This is a genomic window from Pseudomonas sp. N2-3-1-14 (assembly GCF_041228395.1).
In the GTDB taxonomy this organism is placed as follows: domain Bacteria; phylum Pseudomonadota; class Gammaproteobacteria; order Pseudomonadales; family Pseudomonadaceae; genus Aquipseudomonas.
Genome location: NZ_CP166199.1, coordinates 3,031,091 through 3,049,675, shown reverse-complemented (window position 1 = coordinate 3,049,675; position 18,585 = coordinate 3,031,091). Strand labels below are relative to the sequence as shown.

At 60.9% G+C, this 18,585-nt stretch carries 15 protein-coding genes; 3 read left to right on the top strand and 12 right to left on the bottom strand.

What is annotated here, in order from left to right; translation table 11 throughout:
- Nucleotide 1 precedes the first annotated feature (1 nt).
- The 6 genes from AB5I78_RS14005 to AB5I78_RS13980 form a co-directional block, all read right to left on the bottom strand.
- Entirely contained in the window at nucleotides 2–1,303 is a 1,302-nt protein-coding gene (locus AB5I78_RS14005; RefSeq protein WP_145160560.1) for an HlyD family type I secretion periplasmic adaptor subunit, read from the bottom strand.
- Nucleotides 1,300–3,054 (bottom strand): type I secretion system permease/ATPase, encoded by a 1,755-nt coding sequence (locus AB5I78_RS14000; RefSeq protein WP_242196885.1) that lies wholly within the window; start codon nucleotides 3,052–3,054, stop codon nucleotides 1,300–1,302. The genes AB5I78_RS14005 and AB5I78_RS14000 overlap by 4 nt, the downstream gene beginning before the upstream one ends.
- A gap of 102 nt (nucleotides 3,055–3,156) precedes the next feature.
- On the bottom strand, nucleotides 3,157–3,525 hold the full coding sequence (locus tag AB5I78_RS13995) for a protease inhibitor Inh/omp19 family protein (RefSeq protein ID WP_106578105.1): 369 nt from the start codon (nucleotides 3,523–3,525) through the stop codon (nucleotides 3,157–3,159).
- A gap of 48 nt (nucleotides 3,526–3,573) precedes the next feature.
- On the bottom strand, nucleotides 3,574–5,007 hold the full coding sequence (locus AB5I78_RS13990) for a serralysin family metalloprotease (protein ID WP_106578104.1): 1,434 nt from the start codon (nucleotides 5,005–5,007) through the stop codon (nucleotides 3,574–3,576).
- 368 nt (nucleotides 5,008–5,375) lie between these two features.
- A complete protein-coding gene (locus AB5I78_RS13985; RefSeq protein ID WP_369302221.1) occupies nucleotides 5,376–6,479 on the bottom strand; it encodes a P1 family peptidase in 1,104 nt (367 codons plus the stop codon).
- A 9-nt stretch (nucleotides 6,480–6,488) separates the two neighbouring features.
- Nucleotides 6,489–7,853, bottom strand: coding sequence for an APC family permease (locus AB5I78_RS13980; RefSeq protein WP_145160554.1), 1,365 nt, complete (start codon nucleotides 7,851–7,853; stop codon nucleotides 6,489–6,491).
- Between the two features lie 199 nt (nucleotides 7,854–8,052).
- Here AB5I78_RS13980 and AB5I78_RS13975 point away from each other — a divergent pair, with 199 nt between their 5' ends.
- The gene (locus tag AB5I78_RS13975; protein WP_145160552.1) at nucleotides 8,053–8,838 is read left to right on the top strand and encodes a helix-turn-helix transcriptional regulator; all 786 of its coding nucleotides are present in this window, start codon (nucleotides 8,053–8,055) and stop codon (nucleotides 8,836–8,838) included.
- A 282-nt stretch (nucleotides 8,839–9,120) separates the two neighbouring features.
- Here the strand turns inward: AB5I78_RS13975 and AB5I78_RS13970 are convergent, their stop codons facing one another.
- Genes AB5I78_RS13970 through AB5I78_RS13955 form a run of 4 tightly spaced genes read right to left on the bottom strand, consistent with a single transcriptional unit; the run spans nucleotide 9,121 to nucleotide 12,894 of the window.
- The gene (locus AB5I78_RS13970; RefSeq protein ID WP_242196897.1) at nucleotides 9,121–10,200 is read right to left on the bottom strand and encodes a polyamine ABC transporter substrate-binding protein; all 1,080 of its coding nucleotides are present in this window, start codon (nucleotides 10,198–10,200) and stop codon (nucleotides 9,121–9,123) included.
- A gap of 60 nt (nucleotides 10,201–10,260) precedes the next feature.
- Nucleotides 10,261–10,602: a cupin domain-containing protein gene (locus tag AB5I78_RS13965; RefSeq protein WP_369302222.1), complete on the bottom strand. Its 342-nt coding sequence runs from the start codon at nucleotides 10,600–10,602 to the stop codon at nucleotides 10,261–10,263.
- A 26-nt stretch (nucleotides 10,603–10,628) separates the two neighbouring features.
- The gene (locus AB5I78_RS13960) at nucleotides 10,629–12,035 is read right to left on the bottom strand and encodes an NAD(P)/FAD-dependent oxidoreductase (protein WP_369302223.1); all 1,407 of its coding nucleotides are present in this window, start codon (nucleotides 12,033–12,035) and stop codon (nucleotides 10,629–10,631) included.
- 49 nt (nucleotides 12,036–12,084) lie between these two features.
- The gene (locus tag AB5I78_RS13955) at nucleotides 12,085–12,894 is read right to left on the bottom strand and encodes a helix-turn-helix domain-containing protein (protein WP_369302224.1); all 810 of its coding nucleotides are present in this window, start codon (nucleotides 12,892–12,894) and stop codon (nucleotides 12,085–12,087) included.
- A 256-nt stretch (nucleotides 12,895–13,150) separates the two neighbouring features.
- Between AB5I78_RS13955 and AB5I78_RS13950 the strand changes: the two genes are divergently transcribed.
- Nucleotides 13,151–13,423, top strand: coding sequence for a DUF1652 domain-containing protein (locus tag AB5I78_RS13950; protein WP_145160542.1), 273 nt, complete (start codon nucleotides 13,151–13,153; stop codon nucleotides 13,421–13,423).
- A gap of 67 nt (nucleotides 13,424–13,490) precedes the next feature.
- On the opposite strand, the gene AB5I78_RS13945 is transcribed toward AB5I78_RS13950, so the two are convergent.
- Nucleotides 13,491–15,941, bottom strand: a complete 2,451-nt coding sequence (locus tag AB5I78_RS13945; protein WP_369302225.1) for a UvrD-helicase domain-containing protein — start codon at nucleotides 15,939–15,941, stop codon at nucleotides 13,491–13,493.
- A 219-nt stretch (nucleotides 15,942–16,160) separates the two neighbouring features.
- Here AB5I78_RS13945 and AB5I78_RS13940 point away from each other — a divergent pair, with 219 nt between their 5' ends.
- Nucleotides 16,161–16,856, top strand: a complete 696-nt coding sequence (locus tag AB5I78_RS13940) for a pirin family protein (RefSeq protein ID WP_369302226.1) — start codon at nucleotides 16,161–16,163, stop codon at nucleotides 16,854–16,856.
- Between the two features lie 64 nt (nucleotides 16,857–16,920).
- Here AB5I78_RS13940 and pgm read toward each other — a convergent pair whose 3' ends face one another.
- Nucleotides 16,921–18,564 (bottom strand): phosphoglucomutase (alpha-D-glucose-1,6-bisphosphate-dependent), encoded by a 1,644-nt coding sequence (pgm, locus tag AB5I78_RS13935; protein WP_106578094.1) that lies wholly within the window; start codon nucleotides 18,562–18,564, stop codon nucleotides 16,921–16,923.
- Nucleotides 18,565–18,585: the final 21 nt, after the last annotated feature.

The following is an 18,585-nucleotide window of genomic DNA, read 5'->3' as shown; positions in this document are numbered from 1 at the left end:
CTCATTCCTCGGTCAGCGCGGAGCCGGCGCGATCCAGCAGCGGCTTGAACAGATAATTGAGCAACGAGCGCTCGCCGGTGCGCACGAACATCTCGGCAGGCATGCCCGGCTTGATCACCAGGCCATGGAGTTTTTCCAGTGCGGCCTCGCTCACCGTGGTGCGCAGCACGTAGTACGGCTGGCCGGTTTTTTCATCAAGCATCTGGTCGGCAGAAATCAGGCTGACTTCGCCCGGCACGCGCGGGGTGCGGCTCTGGTTGAAGGCGGTGAACAGGATATCCACCGGCAAGTGCGTGCCAACCTTGTCCACCAGGTTCACCGGCAAACGCCCTTCGACTTCCAGGCGTGTGCCCTGGGGCACGATTTCCAACAGGGTTTCACCGGCACGCACCACGGCGCCTTCGGTGTGCACGCTGAGGTTGACCGCAATGCCATCGGCCGGGGCGTTGATTTCACTGTGCTGCAGGTCGAAGCCGGCCGAGGTGAGCTGCTGCTCCAGGGTCAGGCTGCGCAGTTGGGCGTCGGCCAGTTGGCTGCGCACTTCCTTTTGATATTCCTCGCTGTGCTGCTGCAACTTGAGCCGTGATTCAAGAATGCCCTGCTCCACGCGGCCGCTTTCGCCGGCGTTCTGCGCCAGGTCCTGTTGTACCTGGGACAGTTGGCGCTGGTAATCGAGCAAGCGATTGCGCGGGATATAGCCGTTGTCGGCCAAGGGTTGCAGGTTGGCCAGTTGGTCGCGCAGGGATTGGGCCTGGGCGGACAAGTCGCTGCGGGCACGGCGCATGCCATTGAGTTGCGAAGTGGCACCGTCGATATTCGCGCGAATCCCGGCTTGCTCGCGGGAAAATGCCTCGCGGCGGCTGCTGAACAGTTGGCGTTGGCCTTCCAGCACCAGGGCCAGCGCCGGATCGGGGTTGGCGCTCAACTCGGCCGGAAAGGTGATGCTGGAGCGGTTATCGCGCTCGCTCTGCCAGCGCGCCACGCTGGCCCAGGCCATGCGGTACTGGGCTTGCAGGGATTGCACGTCGGCCTGGTTCTGGGTCTGGTCGAGGCGAAACAGCGGCTGGCCTTGTTTGACCGCCTCGCCCTCCTTCACCAGAATCCGGCTGACCACGCCGGGGCTGAAGGTTTGCACGGCTTTGCGCTTGCCCGACACCACCACCGTGCCTTGCACCGGGATGCCTTGGTCCAGAGGCGCCAGGCTGGCCCAGAGAAAGAAGCCGCCGGCGCCGACGATGGTCAGCAGCCAACCCATTTTTACGAAAAAACCGGCATCTCGTTGCTCAAATGTAAGGCTGCTCATGCGCCTGGATTCCTTCCGGCTTGGTACTGACGGCTGAGGCTCACGCCGGCCTTTTCTCGTGGTGCTTCCTGCTGCTGGCCCGACAAGGCGCGCAGCACTTCCTGGCTGGGGCCGAAGGCCTGCAAACGGCCTTCGTTGAGCACCAGCAACTTATCGGCCTGGGCCAGCGCCGAGGACCGGTGCGTCACCAGCACCACGCTGCTGCCCTGGGCTTTCATCTGCACGATGGCACTGGCCAGCGCGGCTTCGCCGACGGTGTCGAGATTGGAGTTGGGTTCATCCAGTACGATCAAGCGCGGCCCGCCGTAGAGCGCGCGGGCCAGGGCCACGCGTTGCTTCTGGCCACCGGACAGGCCGCCGCCGTTGTCGCCCAGCACCGTGTCGTAACCCTGTGGCAGGCGCAGGATCAGCTCATGCACACCGGCTTGTTGCGCGGCCTGCACCACCCGTTCCGGGTCGGCGTCGCGAAACCGTGCAATGTTGTCGGCGATGCTGCCGCTGAACAGTTCGATGTCCTGGGGCAAGTAACCGATATGGGGACCGAGGTCGTCGCGGTCCCAACGATGGATATCGGCGCCGTCCAGGCGCACTGTGCCGGCCAGGGTTGGCCACACACCCACCAGCACGCGGGCCAGGGTGGATTTGCCCGAACCCGACGCGCCAAGCACGCCAAGCACTTCGCCCGCACCGAGGTTGAAACTGACCTGATGCAGGGTCGGCACGCGCCGCCCGGGCGGGCCCGCGCTGACTTGTTCGAAACTGACCTGGCCGTTGGGCGCCGGCAGCGCCATGTGTTCGACTTCCGGCGGGAATTCGCGCAGCAATTCGTCAAGCCGCTGGTAAGCCAACTTGGCCGAACTCCACTGCTTCCACACCGCAATCAGTTGGTCGATGGGGCTGAGCACGCGGCCCATGAGGATGGAACCGGCGATCATCATCCCGGCCGTCATGTCGCCCTTGATCACCAGAAAGGCGCCCAAGCCCAGCACCAGTGATTGCAGGCACAGGCGAAAGGACTTGCTCAGCGAGGTGATCACCGAGCCGGTGTCGCTGGCCTTGTTCTGATAGCCAAGAAATTGCGAATGCACCGCGAACCAGCGCTTGCGCAACGCGCCGAGCATGCCCATGGCCTGGATCGTCTCGGCGTTGTGCAAATGGCTGGTGGCCAACTGGGTCGATTGCTGGGAAAACGCGCCCGCCTCGCCCAGCGGTTTTTTGGTCAGGTATTCATTCAGGCACGCCAGCGCGATCAGCAGTACCGCGCCCGCCGTTGCCAGCACGCCAAGCCACACGTTGAAGAGGAAAATCACGAACAGGTAGATGGGAAACCACGGTGCATCAAAGAACGCGAACAGCGCAGGCCCCGTGATGAATTGGCGGATCACGGTCAGGTCGCCAAGGGATTGCCCGGCGTGCCCCTGACCGCGCTGCAGGTTGCGTTCAAACGCGGCTTTGTAGACGCGCAAGTTGAAGCGCCGCTCCAACTGGCTGCCGATCCGGATCACGATAAAACTGCGAACGACTTCCAGCGTGCCGATAAACGCAAAGAAGCCGACGACCATCAACGTCAACATCACCAGGGTGGTTTCATTCTGGGAGGACAACACACGGTCGTACACTTGCAGCATGTAAATCGACGGCACCAGCATCAACAGGTTAATCAATGCGGTAAAACAGCCGATGCTGATCAAAATACTCTTGTATTCACCCAACGCCCTGAATAAGGGCGCAACCGCATGGGACTTCGCCATATCTTCTGATCTTCCCTGAAGCGAATTACGCGCACTAGTTGCCCAGGCCCCACAGTAGGGCGGCCAACTATTAAAATCGGGTTATATGCTTATAACTGTTAATTAAGGTGTTCGTTGCAGGACAACTTCGGGGATTGAAGGCGTCTGCCCTTTATATTCGCCGTCTTTTTCACGGTTCAAATGGATAATGCCCGTGCCCTGGGCGTTCATCAGCCAGATGCCGTCCGGGGTTGGCAACCAGGTCAGCGGTTTATCGCCCAGCCATTGCGCTGCGCACGCCACATCGCCGGCCAGCGCGTTAGGCTGGTCCAACAGGTCCAACGCGCACACTTGATCCTGCTGGTGCAACTGCCAGTGGCCGGCCAACTGGGCGGTGGTGGGTAAAACAAGACTGCTAGCCATTGCGTGGGCTCCTGCCGACACGAACAACACCTGTGAAGCACAGGCGATCAAATGAGAAAAACGCGGCATGTGCTGCTCCATCATAGAGCGCGGCGCCGGAGCGCCGCGCGCTTTACATCACGCTACGATGTCGCTGACCGCAGCCTGGCCAACGGTGGTGACGAGGAAATCCGCCACGCCGTGCCCGGAGAAGTCCACGGCCAAGGTGCCCAGGTTGGTACCCGAGGCATAGCTGAGTACAGCATCGCCGGCATGCCCGGTAAATGCGTTGACGAAGCTCAAGCCCGCACCTTTGGTGATGCCGGACAGGTCGATCTTGTCCGAACCCGAGGTGAAGTCGAAGATCTTGTCAGCAGCACCCGGCTTGGAATCGGAACTGGCACCGTACACGAAGGTATCGTTGCCGGCGCCGCCCCACAGTTGGTCCGCACCGCCACCGCCGTAGATGATGTCGTTGCCGGCACCGCCCTTGATGAGGTTGGCTGCGTTGTTACCAATGATCAGGTCGTTGCCCGAACCGCCGAAGGCGTTCTCGACCGTGACGCCCTTGGCGATGGACACGTTGCCCACCAGGCCGCCAACGTCGGAGAACGAGGCCTCATTGAGGTTGATCTTCTGGTTTTGGGTGAAACCGGAGAAGTCCAGGGTGTCGTTGCCACCACCGTCCCATACCGAGAACACCAGCTTGTCGGCATTGGAAGTAGCGCTGTAGAAATCACGCCCAGTGTTGGAGTTGAAACCGTAGGTGGTGTCGCCGGCGCGGGTGCTGTAGTTGGCACCGTAGAGCTTCTGGATCGCGGCAATGTCGTCGATCAGCGGGCCTGAAGCGTAAGCTTCGACGCCGCCTTTGGTGAAGTTCTGGTTGGTGTTGCTTTCGCTCCAGTAACTCATGACGCTGTAGCCACGCGTGTCCTGTCCATAGTCCGCGTCTTTGTACGAAGGGTTGCCGGTCCCGGCGTTGTAGTCGCCAGGGTGAGCCAGGCCCAGGGTATGGCCGATTTCGTGGGTCAGGGTCTGCCGGCCGTAGTTGTTCACGTCCGGGGTCTTGTTCGGCGTGTAGCTGCTGTTGGTCAGGTACCACGAGGTGCCGTCGTAGCCTGCGCCGGTGCCGGGCAGGTAAGCGAAGGCAGCCGCGCCATCCTGGCCACCGCTGTAGTTGCCGAAGGTCATGTGCGTGTCACCGCCCGAGGCGCTTTCGGTAAAGCTCACGTTGGCGACATCCGACCAGGATTGCATGGCCAGTACGGCCTGTGCTTTCTGCTGGGCGTTGAACTGGCTGAACCCGGAGATCCCATGTTTGTTCAGGGTGGCCGAGGAAGCCGAGGTGAGGAAGGTGTAGGTCAGATCGATCTTGCCGTTGTGATTCACATCCTTGTACGAGGCGCCATCGCGCAGCAGGTGGTCCGCTGCCTGGTCCACGGAAAAGGACGGTTTGCCATTCACCGTGAGGTTGCCGCCACGGTCATACAGATGGCTGAAGCTATCGATTTGCGAGTAAGCAGTGCTGGCTTGCGCGGCAGAAACAATAGCTTTGTCTTTTACTTTTGACATAAACGTACTTCCTTGTTTGCAAGTGCATCAGTCTTTGGTCGATAGGAACCCCGCGGGCGAGATCGTCCTATCACTCGCCTCTTTTGAAGGCGTATCGAAACTGACACAACTTGAAATCTTTCGTCTACAAATATTTCCGCAGCGAAAATGTGACGTGGATTCAAGTTAAGGAAGTCGCAGGCAGTGTTTATTGGGGACAACTGCGTTTGCACAAAAGCGCCGGCCCGAGTGGTATTTAAATATTAAATAGCAGTAAAGCCGCTCAACTTGAGCGGCGCACTTGAATAATGGATCCAATATATTGTCACGGTGTCATTGGCGACATTAAAGAGCCACTACTTACACTATTAATTATTAGTTGCCCCCTATTACCGGGACACACTCCAGCCGGACCTGGTTAATGCCTCGAGCAACGTTTCACCCGCCAACCCTGGCACCGTGACCCCCTGCTCTGTGGTCATGTCCTCACCGGCCAGCAGGGCATTGATGATCGCCTCCTCCACCGCTTCTGCCGCGGCCGTGAACAGCGGTGAGATGTGATCGTTGTTGACCATCTGCAACGCCGTGCTCAGTGGCGAGCCTTCGCGCCCGTAATCGGCTGGCGGCAGATCGCGGTTGCCGGTGGCGAAGGCCAGGAACAGGTCGCCGCTGGAGTCCTCGGTGCCGCCGCCGGTGCGCGCGATGCCGATCGACGCGCGTTGCGCCAGCCGTCGGCACTGATGCGGCAGTAAAGGCGCGTCGGTGGCGATGATCACCACGATGGAGCCCATGCCTGGCGTGCCGCGCGCGGCGAAGGGGGATGCGATGCCCTGCAAGTGACGGCCAACCGGGTAACCGTCCACCCGCAGCTCCTGGCGCTTGCCATGGTTGGCCTGCACCAGCGCGCCGACGGTCCAGCCGCCCTGCTCGGCCGGCAACCGCCGCGAGGCGGTGCCGATGCCGCCCTTGAACTCATGGCAGATCATCCCGGTGCCGCCGCCCACTGCGCCTTCCTGCACCGGGCCACTCTCAGCGTTATCCAGCGCCTGGCGTACATGCTCAGGCTTGACGTGCTGGCCCCAGATATCGTTGAGCAGCCCGTCGTAGGTTTCCATCACCACCGGCATGCACCAATACACCGCCGGGTCCGCCAGGCGCTCACGCTCCAGGGCGATCAAGGTGTCACGCACCACGCCGATGCTGTGAGTGTTGGTGATGGCCACGGGCGTGGTCAGCAATCCCGCTTCGCTGATCCATTCAAGGCCGGTGGCATCGCCATTGCCGTTGAGTACGTGGTACCCGGCAAAACACGGTTGCTGACGCGCCTCGCCTTCGCGCGGCTGGATCACGGTGACACCGGTACGCACTTGTTTGCCGTCGATACACGCCTTGAGCGTACTGTGGCCGACCCGAACGCCCGGCACATCGGTGATGGCATTCAATTCGCCGGGCGTGCCCAGCCCCAACGTAATGCCCAATTGACGTGCACGCATACCCACTCCTTACAATTTTTGATACGCCGGACTCAACCGGCCACTGATGCAATAAAAAATGACCGACAGCGCGAGCAAGCCGATGATGATCATGATGTCGCGCACCGACGCCGCGTAGATCAAGGTCACCAGCAGGTAACCTGCGCCCAGCACGGCCAACACCGCCGGCAGCGGCCATAACGGCATGCGATAAGGATGCTCGCGATCACGCAGCAGCACCCGGCTCATCAGCGCGCACAAGGCCACCGCCAGGTACACCAATATGATCAGTAACACGCTGAAGGATGTGAGGTCCGCCAGGTTGGAGCTGAAACTCAACAGCGCCGACGGGATGGCCAGGAACAAGGTTGCCAGCCACGGCGAATCCCAGCGCGGGTGAATGCGCGTGAACAGTGTGTTGATGCGCGGCGTCCACAGCGCATCGCGGCCGCTGCTGAACACCACGCGGCCAATCTGGATGACGATGGCGACAATCGCGTTGAACACTGAGAGGAAGATCCCCGCACTGACCAGCCGCGACAGCGTTTCATTGCCGTGGCTGGTCAGCAGGTAGCCGATCGGGTCCGGGCTGCTGATCATCGCACTCAACGACGGCGCGCCGATCAACAGCGCGGTGATGGGCACCAGTTCGATCACCACCACCAGCCCCAGTGACCACAGCACCGCCTTGTGCACGCCTTTGCCGCCACACTTCATGTCTTCAGCCAACAACACGGCGGGGCCGTAACCGTTGTACGAAAACAAGCCGATACCGACCGCGCCGATCACCAAGCCCCACGGCGCCAGGTGCAGCACGCCGTTTTCGACGATTTGCGGCTGGAACAACACGCTGGCCGGCTGCACCGGGTTGCCGAAGCCGATGCACACAATCACCAGCAACGCGGCGATTTCCAGCAGCAGGCAGGTGCCGGTGATCCAGGCGTTGAGCTTGATATTGAGGATGCCCAGCGCGTAGCTGCACACCACGATGACCAGGGCGACGGTTTGCGAATCGAACTGCGTGCCCAGAGCATTGTTCAGGTAGGTCGCCGCGCCAGTGGCCAACACCGGTGGGATAAACAGCAGCATCACCAGCACGGTCAGGAAGGTCGCGTAGCCGGCCATGCCGCCAAACACCCGCTTGGCGTAGACGTATTCGCCACCGGCACTGTTGTGCGCGCGGCCCAGCTCCGCGTAGCAGAAGGCGAACATCAAGGCGAGCAAGCCGGCCATCACAAACGCCAGGAACACACCACTGCCCGCTTGCTGGATAGCAAACGGGGCAATCACAAACACGGAACTGGCCGGCGTCACCGCAGAAACGGTGATGGTGACCACATCGAACACGCTCAGCGTGGGTTTGAGCACGCCGTCTGGCGCGGGGGAAGCACTCATATCGTTATCCTCTGTCGTTGTTTTTGATGTGAGGCAGAAACGAAAGGTCTGGCGTTTGCGGGATATGTTTCCCACTGGATGGTCGAGAAAGTAAACGCTGCGTGTAGGCAGGCCAATTCCCCTATTGGCGTACTCCCCTTGACGGTACGCGCTAAAAGCCGAACCCTTGGCCGATATTTTGAGGGTGGGAGCCTGTGAGATGAGCCTGTTCAGAGAGGTCGGCATGCACGCAGGCCTGGGCCGCACCGTCGCGCATATCGGCACCGAGCGGTTCTGGAAGCAGCTGGTGCTGTTGCTGCACCAATGCCTGCCGTTCGATAACGCGCTGGCGATTTTCTATCCTGCCGACGGCCCGCCCCAGGCCCTGGAAGAATACGACGCCCAGCCCAGCAGTAAACCGGCGTCGATGCTGGTGTACCTCAATGGCCTGTACTTGCTCGACCCGTTTTACCAGGCCTGCCGCGAGGGTTATGCCAGTGGTGTGTATCGCCTGGAGGAAGTCGCGCCGGATCATTTCCGCCAGAGTGAATACTTCCTCAACTACTTTCACGACAACGTGCTGGAAGACGAGGTGCAGTTCATCCTGCAAGTGCCGGGTACAGGGACCTTGTCGTTATCGCTGGGCATGCAGCGGCGGTTCAGCGTTGAGGAAACCGGGTTGATGACGATGCTGGCAGCCTGGGTGTTGCCGTTGATGCACCAGCATTGGCAGCAAAGTACCCAACGCGCGCCGGCGATGGACAGCCAGATCCGGGATGCGCTGAGCCATTTCGGCAGTGGTGTGCTCTCGGAGCGGGAGCTGGAAGTGGCGCGCCTGGTGCTGCGCGGGTTCTCGTCCAAGGCCATGGCCGAACGCCTGAAGATCTCGCCGGACACCGTGAAGGTGCACCGGCGACACCTGTACGCGAAGCTGGATATCTCGTCACAGCCGGAGCTGTTTTCGCTGTTTATCCAGTCGCTGGGGCACGATTTGGAACACCCCTGACTGCATGCGCGATTGTGATGAGCCGGGTTGTTGTGGCTGGCAGGGTTACTGTGGTGAGCAGGGTTACTGTGGTGGGCAGGCTTGTTGTGGCGAGCGGGCTTGCCCCGCGTTGGGGCGCGAAGCGGCCCCAGTTAGGATGAATGTGGTGTATCAGGCAGTCCTCAGCGGCAGGTTTTGGGGCCGCTTCGCAGCCCAACGCGGGGCAAGCCCGCTCGCCACAGCAAGCCCGCTCGACACAGGGAGCCCGCTTCTCACAACAACCCCTCGCCACAGCAGCTAAGCCTATCGCCCGGTACGAATGGTGTTCCACACCCGTGTACGAACCCGGTCGATGTTCAGCGGCATCGCTTCCAGTGCAAACAGCTTGCCCATCATTTCCGGGCTCGGGTACACCTTGGTGTCGGCTTTGATCGCCGGGTCCACCAGGCTGTCGGCGGCGGCGTTGCCGTTGGCGTAGTGCACGTAGTTGGTGATGCTGGCCATCACTTCCGGGCGCAGCAGGTAGTTCATGAACGCATAGCCGGCCTTTTCGTCAGGCGCGTCGGCCGGCATGGCGACCATGTCGAACCAGATGGCGGCGCCTTCTTTGGGAATGTTGTAGCCGATGTTCACGCCGTTCTTGGCTTCCTTGGCACGGCTTTCGGCTTGCAGGATGTCGCCGGAGAAGCCGACGGCCACGCAGATGTCGCCATTGGCCAGGTCAGCGGTGTACTTCGATGAGTGGAAGTACGCCACGTACGGCCGCACTTTCATCAGCAGGTCTTCAGCTTTCTTGTAGTCCTCGGGCTTTTTGCTGTGGTGCGGCAGGCCCAGGTAGTTAAGCGCCGCCGGCAGCAGTTCCGGGCCGTTGTCGAGGATCGCCACGCCGCATTTTTGCAGCTTGGCCATATTCTCCGGCTTGAAGATCAGGTCCCAGGAATCCACCGGGGCGTTGTCGCCCAGCACGGCCTTGACCTTGTCGATGTTGTAGCCGATGCCCGTGCTGCCCCACAGGTACGGGAAGCCGTGCTGGTTGCCCGGGTCGTTGTTTTCCAGGGCCTTGAGCAGCACCGGGTTGAGGTTTTTCCAGTTCGGCAACTGGCTCTTGTCGAGCTTTTTCAGGGCGCCGCCCTGGATTTGCCGGGCCATGAAGTGGTTGGACGGAAACACCACGTCATACCCGGATTTGCCGGTCATCAACTTGCCGTCGAGGGTTTCGTTGCTGTCGTACACGTCGTAAGTGAAACCGATGCCGGTTTCTTGCTGGAAGTGCTTGGTGGTGTCCGGCGCGATGTAGTCCGACCAGTTGTAAATCTTCACCGTCTCGGCGGCCTGGCTGATAGTGGCCACCAACATCAAGGGCAACAGGGCAATGGCTTTCATGGTTCGATTTCCTGGCGGTTTTAGGGCTGTTTTTATGGCAGGCGATCAAGGATCAAAGCGTTACAGAATCAATACATAGGTCTTGCGCACGGTTTCCTGGATATCCCAGACTCCGGTGCTGTTGGCCGGCAACATCAGTGCATCACCGGCTTGTATGTGGACGACTTCACCGTTATCGGGCATGAAGGTGCAGCGGCCCTGGATAAAGTGGCAAAACTCCTGGGACTTGATCTGCCGACGCCAGCGCCCTGGCGTGCACGCCCAGATGCCGGTTTCGACGCCGTCGCTGCGTTCCACACTCAAGGTGGAGGCCACGGCGATGGGTTCGCCCAAGGGCACGGCCACCGGTGAGGAGTCCGGCAAGTGGGCATTCAGCGTGTCTTTGAAGTGAGTGATGCTCATGGGTTTTCCCGTGTGAGTGAAACGTCTTAGTGCATGAAACCTTCCATGAACCCGGCCACGCCGGTCGCCAACTTGCGGCGCCAGGGCGCGGTATTGGGGTTGGCCAATACCTGGTCTTCATGGACAAAACTGCGAATGATCGCGTTGTAGCCCAGCCAGCGGCACGGCTCGGGCTCCCAGGCCTTGAGCGCGTCCAGGCCACGTTCGCGAATCACCCAGGGCTGGGTGGTCAGCGGCGTATCGAGGCCCAGGATCAAGTCAGCCAGGGTGCGGCCACCCAGGTTGCTGGCGCCTACGCCCTCCCCGCCGTAACCACCGGACAGCGCGATGCCGGTCTTGTGGTCACACAGCATGTGCGGTCGAAAGTGACGTGACATGCCGAGGTTGCCGCCCCACGAGTGGGTAATCCGAACCTTCTTCAGCTGTGGGAAAAGTTCGCCAAACAGGTAGCGACGCAGTTCTACTTCGCTGTCGGTCAGGTCGAAGTTGTGGCGCAATTTACCGGCGAACTGATAGCCGCCCCGCGCGCCGAACACCAGGCGGTTGTCGGCCGAACGCTGGCCGTAAGTGACCTGGCGGCTGCTTTCGCCGAATGCCTGGCCGTGGCTCAAGCCGATTTCATCCCAGGTGCTGGCGGGCAGCGGCTCGGTGGCGACAATCAGGCTCTGTACCGGCAACTGATAGCGACCCAGCGGCGGCAGCGTGGTGGCATAGCCCTCCACCGCCGGCACCACCCAAGCAGCCCGCACACCCGCCTTGGCGGTGCGCAGGCTGCCGGACTGCCAATGGGTGACCGGGCTGTTTTCGTAGAGGGTGACGCCCATGCTCTCCACGACGCGCGCCAGGCCACGCACCAGTTTGGCCGGGTTGATCGTCGCCACATGCGGCGCGTAGATGCCGCCATAGGGTTTGGCGATACGGATCTGTTCGGCCAGCTGTTGCGGGCTCAGCCAGCGGTAATCGTCTGCTGTCAGGCCTTGGGCGTAGAGTTTTTCGAGGTAGCGGCGCAGGCTGCCTTCCTGCTCGGGGTAGCGCGCGGCGCAGTACAGCGCGCCGCCCTTGCGGTAGTCGCAGTCGATGCCCTCACGGGCCAGCACTCGCGCCACTTCATCGGGAATGCCGTGCAGCAGGTCAAAGGAGGCGCGGCGTTGTTGCGGGTCAAGCCCGGCGAGCAGGCGATCTTCGCCGAGCAAATTGCCCATCAGCCAGCCGCCGTTGCGGCCAGAGGCGCCAAAACCTGCGGTTTGGGCTTCGATAATTGCAATTTTCAGCTCGGGTGCCTGGCGTTTCAGGTAATAGGCCGTCCACAGGCCTGTGTAGCCGGCACCGATGATGGCCACGTTGACGTCCAGGTCATGCTCCAAGGCCGGCCGCGCCCGCAGCGGGTCGTCCAGCTGGTCCATCCATAAACTGATATTGCGCCATGCCGGCATGCCAAGCTCCCCTACCTCGTTTCGATAGGCTGGATCCTAGAGCGCGCTGTTATGGGCTGTCTTGCGCGCGTGCACGCAGAGAAATTTGTTTGACGTAGGCCTTGGGCGACTGGCCGGTGTGCTGGCGAAAGGCACTGTAGAACGCCGACAGTGAATTGAAACCGGCGGCGAACGCCAGGTCATCGACCTTTATCGGCGGTACGGCGTTATCCAGCGCGGCCAGCAAGTGTTGAAGCCGGGCCTGGTTGACGTAGCGGTAGAAGCTCTGCCCCAGCACCTGGTTCAACAGGTAGGAAATTTGATTGCGACTGTAGCCGCATTCCTTGGCAACCCGTTGCAGGTCCAGTTCCGGGTCCAGGTAGGGCTGCTTGAGTTCGAAATAGTGTTGCAGGTCATTGGCCATGTGCCCCAATTGCTGGGGCGACAAACCCAGGCGGCTGACCGTGGGGCGCATTGCCCGGGTTGGCTGTTCGTGCACCAGTGACGCGTATTCGTTGACCCGCCAGATCAGCCCGTCACGCACAGTGATGGCCTCGCTGGTGCGAAACGACACCAGGCCCTGGCCCCCCCGCAAGGTGATGCGGTACTGGATGAACGCGGTGTCGCCGTCGGCACGAATGCGGTCGGTGTGCTCAATGGCTTCGTCGGCGCCGCGCGGCATGCTGGCTTGCAGGTAGTCACGCAGTTCGGCGTAGCCGATGACGCGGTTCTGGAAGAAGTCGTGGTACTGAATGTCCGGATGGTAATAGGACATCACGCCATCCAGATCGCGATGGCGCCAGCACAGGTGGTGACGCAGCACCAGATCGCCCGTGGCTTGGGTGTGTTGGCAATCATCGTCCGGAGCGGTCTGCGGCATGGGCGGCTCGGTTGCGGGTAAACCCTGGAGAGTGCCGAATTTCAGGGCAGCCTTCAATGGTCAATTGGCGCTTCTGAATAATGGCCTTTTGCCTAGTTTGTAGTAGGAGATGACCCACATCAAGGTATTGAAAAAGAACTGCCCAACGGGCCCAAAAAAGTCACCTTGCGCTTGCGAACGGGTGCTATTTTGAACTTCTTCGATGCCCTGACCAGTGACGGTCATGGCCCCTGCCGCGAGCTAAAGGAAGCGCTCAATGAAGAAGGTGGGCAACATGAATAAAGTGACATTTCCCAACGCTTGCCAGCTGATGCGCTGGCATTTTCATCCGATGGGGTTTGAGGGCAGCATGGACGCCCCCGGCAGCATGGTCGCCCGCCTGTTTGATCGCAGCAGCGGCGAAACGTTGATCGCGATTGCCGGCATTCCCTGTGCCACCGTGATGAATGCCGCCGATGTAGAGCGCATCATCGAAGCCGTCGAAGCTGAGCTGGAGTGTTTTGTGCCGCCGCTGTCCTTGCGGGCCTGACCTCAGGTTATCCGGGGACGTATAGCTCATGTGGGAACGGCTGGCGCCTTCCCACATCACGTTGCACTCACTGGCCGCGCTGATCGTCAAAAAACGCTTTCTTGCCATCCACCCGTTCCGAAGCCCTGGGCACATTCACGCCCTGGCCTTCCGGCTTTTCCACGTACCAATAGCAATGGCTTACCGCTCGGGTGATACCGACATAGGCCAGGCGCAGCACTTCGTCTTTTTGGGCAGCGTCATACGGCTCGCTGTCACCGTCCTTGCCCAGGCCAGCCATGCGGTAGACCTGATTCTTGTAGGGCGAGCTGGTCACATGCTGACAATCACCCAGCAGAAATACCGCATCGGCCTGTAGCCCTTTGGCGCTGTGATAAGTCAGCTGTCTCAGCCTGCGGTCCGGTAACGGCAAGCTAGAATCAGCATTAACTACAGACTGAATATGTTCCTGAATCAATAACTTATCGCTACTTTTTCGATAAAGCATTAACACCGATTCGCCTCTTTGGTAGTGCGTCAGCAACTGCCGAGCCAACGCAGCGTCGTCGCGCTCAAGCACCGTCACGGGTACCAACGCCTTGGGTTCGCCACTGGCCTTGGCTTTTTTGCCGGGGATTGCCGGGGCGGCGCGCACAATATGCTCGGCGGCGTCGATGATGTGCTGGTGGCTGCGGTAGTTCTCACTCAGCATCACGCGGGTGGTGCTCGGCGATGGGAATTCGGTGTTGAACGCCATGAAGTATTGGGGTGAACTGCCGCGCCAGCCATAAATCGACTGCCAGTCATCGCCCACACACAGCAAGGATGAACGCTGTGCGCCGCGGCCTACGTGCATCGCCGGGCCGCGAGCGCGGATTTCGCGCAGGCTGGCGCGAATCCACGAAACGATCTGCGGTGACACGTCCTGAAACTCGTCGATCATCAAGTGCGACATCGGCCGTAGCAACGGATCGCTGAGCAGCTTGAGATTTTCCGGGGTATTTTCGCCGAACAACGAAAACATCCGGTTGTAGGTCATGATCGGCGGCGATTGATCGAGCAGGTGATCTTCCAGGGCTTTCCAGAAGATGCTCAGGGCTTCAAAAAACAACCTGTCGGGATCGTCCTTGGCAAAGCTCATCTGGCCCACGGCAGTCGGCACGTCCAGGCCGAGGTTCTCGATGAACCCGGCAGCCATCACAAAGCTGTCCAGCAGCGGCGCCGAGGCGAGTTCACCTTTGACCTTGTAATCGAAGCCCGGCCCTGCGGTAGCATCGCCGGCCAAGCTGCTTAATAGACGCTTGGAAGACTCATAACTATCTAGCCAAATCATAGGCTTACGACAGAAAGCTTGAAACAGTGTGCGCTTTACTGCCCACTCGGCGCGCACCGAAAGCTTCGAATTCGGCCGACTGATCTGAGCGTTTTCGCGTGAATCGAAGCCCAGCATCACCCAGGCGTCCAGCTGCGGAATATAGCCGTGACAGTGAAACTGCGCGCCATTGATCTCAAAGGTCTGACGGCTCGGCTCAATGCCCTTGATCGGCCAGGCGCCCGCACGAAACCACAGGTCTTCGATGACATCGCAAAGTTCTTCATCACGCTTGGCGGCCAACTCGGTCACAGCGATACGCTTTTGCACATCCGGATGGTCGCGCTCCAGCTCCTTGAGCTGCAGGCCATGACGGGCCAAGGGTGCAATCAGCTCACGAAAACGCTCGTGCCGGCCGTGCAGCCGGTGGTAGCAGGCATTCATCTGTTGGCGTTGGGCATCGCCGATGCGCAGGTCGAATGGGTTGCTGTCCGCGTCCTCGACACCACTGCTGAGGTTCTCGAACGCCTGCAGCCGTTCAAAGCCGGGCAAGCTGCGCACCATCGGCAGGATGCGCGAGTGGAAGGTACGCACTACGGCCTGGGCTTCTTTGCTGCCAAGGGGTTGGCCCCACAGGTTGAGAATTTCCATGAGCTTGTTGATGAAGTCTTTGCGCGATTCGCGGGTGAACGTCACCACGGTCATCGAGCTCAGTTCAAAGCCCAGGTAATGGGTGAGCAACAGGATCCGTAGCACCAGGGAGGTGGACTTACCAGCACCGGCACCGGCGATCACCGACGTCGAAGGCGTGTCGCTGAAGATCATTTTCCATTGCGCGCTGCTCGGCTGTGCATGGGCCGGCAGTAAACGCGCCACATCCGCCTTCATGCGCTTCTTCACGTCGGCGCTGAGCGGCAGCCGCCAGTCGTCGAACAGGCTGTCATCCACACCTGGCGCCTTGTGCTCATCGGGACGGAAGTCACGGATCAGCAATACCTGACGGCCCTCTTCTATTCCGTCAGCCTTGCCTTCGCGATAGCCATATTCCACCCCGGCTTCGTGCCCGCTGCGAAATCCGTCAGCCTGGCCGTGCAGCCAGGAAAACCGATGCTGCGCACGTAAACGCGTCAGGCCGTGGCCAAACAAGCGGGCGGCCAGCCGTTTCAGCAGCGGCATTTCTGCCAGAGGTCGAAGCTCAGGGGGCAAATCAGGCGTTTGTTGCGGCACGCGGACTCCAGCGATGAGGTTGGTTTTGGCGAAGGCGCCATGGTCGCCGGAATCGGCGCTCAGTTCCAGCCAATTGCTTTGACGTCATGCGGTTAGGCGATGAAGTGAAAGTTGAAACGCCTGTAACCAATCGAATAATTGGATGAGAATACGGCAATTTTTACGCTTTTTATCGATCATGCACTGGCGGATCATGGCCTCCATCATCAGGAGACTCTCATGCTCGAACTTCGACCTTTCAACACGCTGGGCGGCGCCCATCATGGCTGGCTTGACGCCCATCACCACTTTTCATTCGCCCAATACCACGACCCCAAGCGCATGCACTGGGGCAACCTGCGGGTATGGAACGACGACATTATCGCGCCGGGCACGGGTTTCCCGCAGCACCCGCACCGCGACATGGAAATCATCACCTACGTGCGCGAAGGCGCCATCAGCCACGCCGACAACCTTGGCAACAAGGGCCGTACCGAGGCCGGCGATGTGCAGGTGATGAGTGCCGGCACCGGGATCGCCCACAGCGAATACAACCTGGAGGCCACGCCGACCAAGATTTTCCAGATCTGGATTATTCCAAACGAGGCCGGCTTGCCGCCTTCGTGGGGCGCCAAGCCCTTTCCTCAAGGGGATCGCGAGGGCTTTGTGACCCTGGCCAGCGGCAAGGCCGGTGACAGCGAAAGCCTGCGCATCCGCGCTGATGCACGCCTGGTGGCGGCCAACCTGAAAGCGGGCGAAAGTGCGGAGTATCGGCTGGACAGCGGGCGCCGCGCGTACCTGGTGCCGGCGACGGGCGTGATTGAAGTCAATGGCTTGCGTGCGCAAGCTCGAGACGGCGTGGCGGTTGAGGATGAGCAACTGTTGCGGGTGACGGCGATTGAGGACAGCGAGATCGTGCTGGTCGATCTGGCTTGAAGTGACGTTCGTTAACCTGAAGATGTGGGAGGGAACAACCCCTCCCACATCGGGTATGGCGTGATTACTGGCTGATTGCGCCGTCGACCAGCACCTGCGCTTCTTCCACCAGTTGCTTGAGGTGATCCTCGCCCACAAAGCTCTCGGCGTAGATCTTGTAGATGTCCTCGGTGCCCGATGGGCGCGCGGCAAACCAGCCGTTTTCGGTCATCACCTTCAAACCGCCAATCGCCTGGTTGTTGCCCGGCGCATGGCTGAGGATCTGTTGGATGCTTTCCCCGGCCAATTGCGTGGACGTGACCTGTTCCGGCGACAGCTTGCCCAGCAAGGCTTTCTGCGCCGGGGTGGCCTTGGCGTCGACGCGGATCGCGAAAGGCTCGCCCAGTGCGTCGGTCAGGCCACGGTAGATCTGGCTTGGGTCCTGGCCTTTGCGCGAGGTCATTTCTGCCGCCAGCAGGGCCGGAATCAAGCCATCCTTGTCGGTGCTCCACACCGTGCCGTCCTTGCGCAGGAACGAGGCACCGGCGCTCTCTTCGCCGCCAAAACCCAGGGAGCCTTCAAACAGGCCATCGGCAAACCATTTGAAGCCTACGGGCACTTCGTACAGACGACGGCCAATACGCGCGGCCACGCGGTCGATCAAGCCACTGCTGACCACGGTCTTGCCCACGGCGGCATCGGCGCGCCAGTCCGGGCGGTTCTGGAACAGGTAATCGATGGACACGGCCAGGTAATTGTTCGGCGCCAGCAGGCCGCCGGACGGCGTGACGATGCCGTGGCGATCGTGGTCCGGGTCGCACGCGAAGGCCACGTCGAACCGCTCCTTGAGGCCGATCAAGCCTTGCATCGCATAGCTGGAGGACGGGTCCATACGGATCTGGCCGTCCCAGTCGACGCTCATGAAGCGGAAGGTGGAATCGACTTCAGTGTTCACCACGTCCAGGTTCAAGCGGTAGTGCTCGGCAATCGCCGACCAGTAGCGCACCCCTGCGCCGCCCAGCGGATCGACGCCCAGGCGCAAATCGGCGCTGCGGATGGCGTCCATGTCGATCACGTTGACCAGGTCGGCCACGTAGCTGTTGAGGTAATCGTGGCGGTGCGTGGTATCGGCCTTGAGCGCCTGGGCGTGGGTGATGCGCTTGACCCCGGCGAGTTTGTTGGCCAGCAGTTCGTTGGCCTTGGCTTCGATCCACTTGGTGACGTGAGTATCGGCTGGGCCGCCATTGGGCGGGTTGTACTTGTAGCCGCCGCTTTGCGGCGGGTTGTGCGACGGCGTGATCACGATGCCGTCGGCCAGGCCCGTGGTGCGGCCGCGGTTATAGCAGATGATGGCGTGGGAAATTGCCGGGGTCGGCGTGTATTCATCGCCCTCGGCCAGCATCACGTGCACGCCATTGGCCGCCAGGACTTCCAGCGCACTGGCACCGGCCGGTGTCGACAGCGCATGAGTGTCCAGGCCGACGAACAAAGGACCATTGATACCTTGGGCTTCGCGATACAGGCAGATGGCCTGGCTGATGGCGAGCACGTGCCACTCGTTGAAGCTCAGCTCAAACGAGCTGCCGCGGTGGCCGGAGGTGCCAAACGCCACGCGCTGGGTGGAGATCGCTGCATCAGGCTGGCCTGTGTAGTAGGCCGTGACCAGTCGCGGGATATCCACCAGCAACTGAGCTGGCGCCGGCTTGCCCGCAAAAGGACTGATAGTCATGCATGAACCTCGAAAAGAAGG

Excerpts from the sequence above, each read along its gene's own strand:
- AB5I78_RS13970 (WP_242196897.1), bottom strand. The coding sequence starts at position 10,200 with ATGAAAGCCATTGCCCTGTTGCCCTTGATGTTGGTGGCCACTATCAGC.
- AB5I78_RS13975 (WP_145160552.1), top strand. The coding sequence starts at position 8,053 with ATGAGCCTGTTCAGAGAGGTCGGCATGCACGCAGGCCTGGGCCGCACC.
- AB5I78_RS13965 (WP_369302222.1), bottom strand. The coding sequence starts at position 10,602 with ATGAGCATCACTCACTTCAAAGACACGCTGAATGCCCACTTGCCGGAC.
- pgm (WP_106578094.1), bottom strand. The coding sequence starts at position 18,564 with ATGACTATCAGTCCTTTTGCGGGCAAGCCGGCGCCAGCTCAGTTGCTG.
- AB5I78_RS14005 (WP_145160560.1), bottom strand. The coding sequence starts at position 1,303 with ATGAGCAGCCTTACATTTGAGCAACGAGATGCCGGTTTTTTCGTAAAA.
- AB5I78_RS13955 (WP_369302224.1), bottom strand. The coding sequence starts at position 12,894 with ATGCCGCAGACCGCTCCGGACGATGATTGCCAACACACCCAAGCCACG.
- AB5I78_RS13960 (WP_369302223.1), bottom strand. The coding sequence starts at position 12,035 with ATGCCGGCATGGCGCAATATCAGTTTATGGATGGACCAGCTGGACGAC.
- AB5I78_RS13985 (WP_369302221.1), bottom strand. The coding sequence starts at position 6,479 with ATGCGTGCACGTCAATTGGGCATTACGTTGGGGCTGGGCACGCCCGGC.
- AB5I78_RS13940 (WP_369302226.1), top strand. The coding sequence starts at position 16,161 with ATGCTCGAACTTCGACCTTTCAACACGCTGGGCGGCGCCCATCATGGC.
- AB5I78_RS13990 (WP_106578104.1), bottom strand. The coding sequence starts at position 5,007 with ATGTCAAAAGTAAAAGACAAAGCTATTGTTTCTGCCGCGCAAGCCAGC.
- AB5I78_RS14000 (WP_242196885.1), bottom strand. The coding sequence starts at position 3,054 with ATGGCGAAGTCCCATGCGGTTGCGCCCTTATTCAGGGCGTTGGGTGAA.
- AB5I78_RS13980 (WP_145160554.1), bottom strand. The coding sequence starts at position 7,853 with ATGAGTGCTTCCCCCGCGCCAGACGGCGTGCTCAAACCCACGCTGAGC.
- AB5I78_RS13950 (WP_145160542.1), top strand. The coding sequence starts at position 13,151 with ATGAAGAAGGTGGGCAACATGAATAAAGTGACATTTCCCAACGCTTGC.
- AB5I78_RS13995 (WP_106578105.1), bottom strand. The coding sequence starts at position 3,525 with ATGCCGCGTTTTTCTCATTTGATCGCCTGTGCTTCACAGGTGTTGTTC.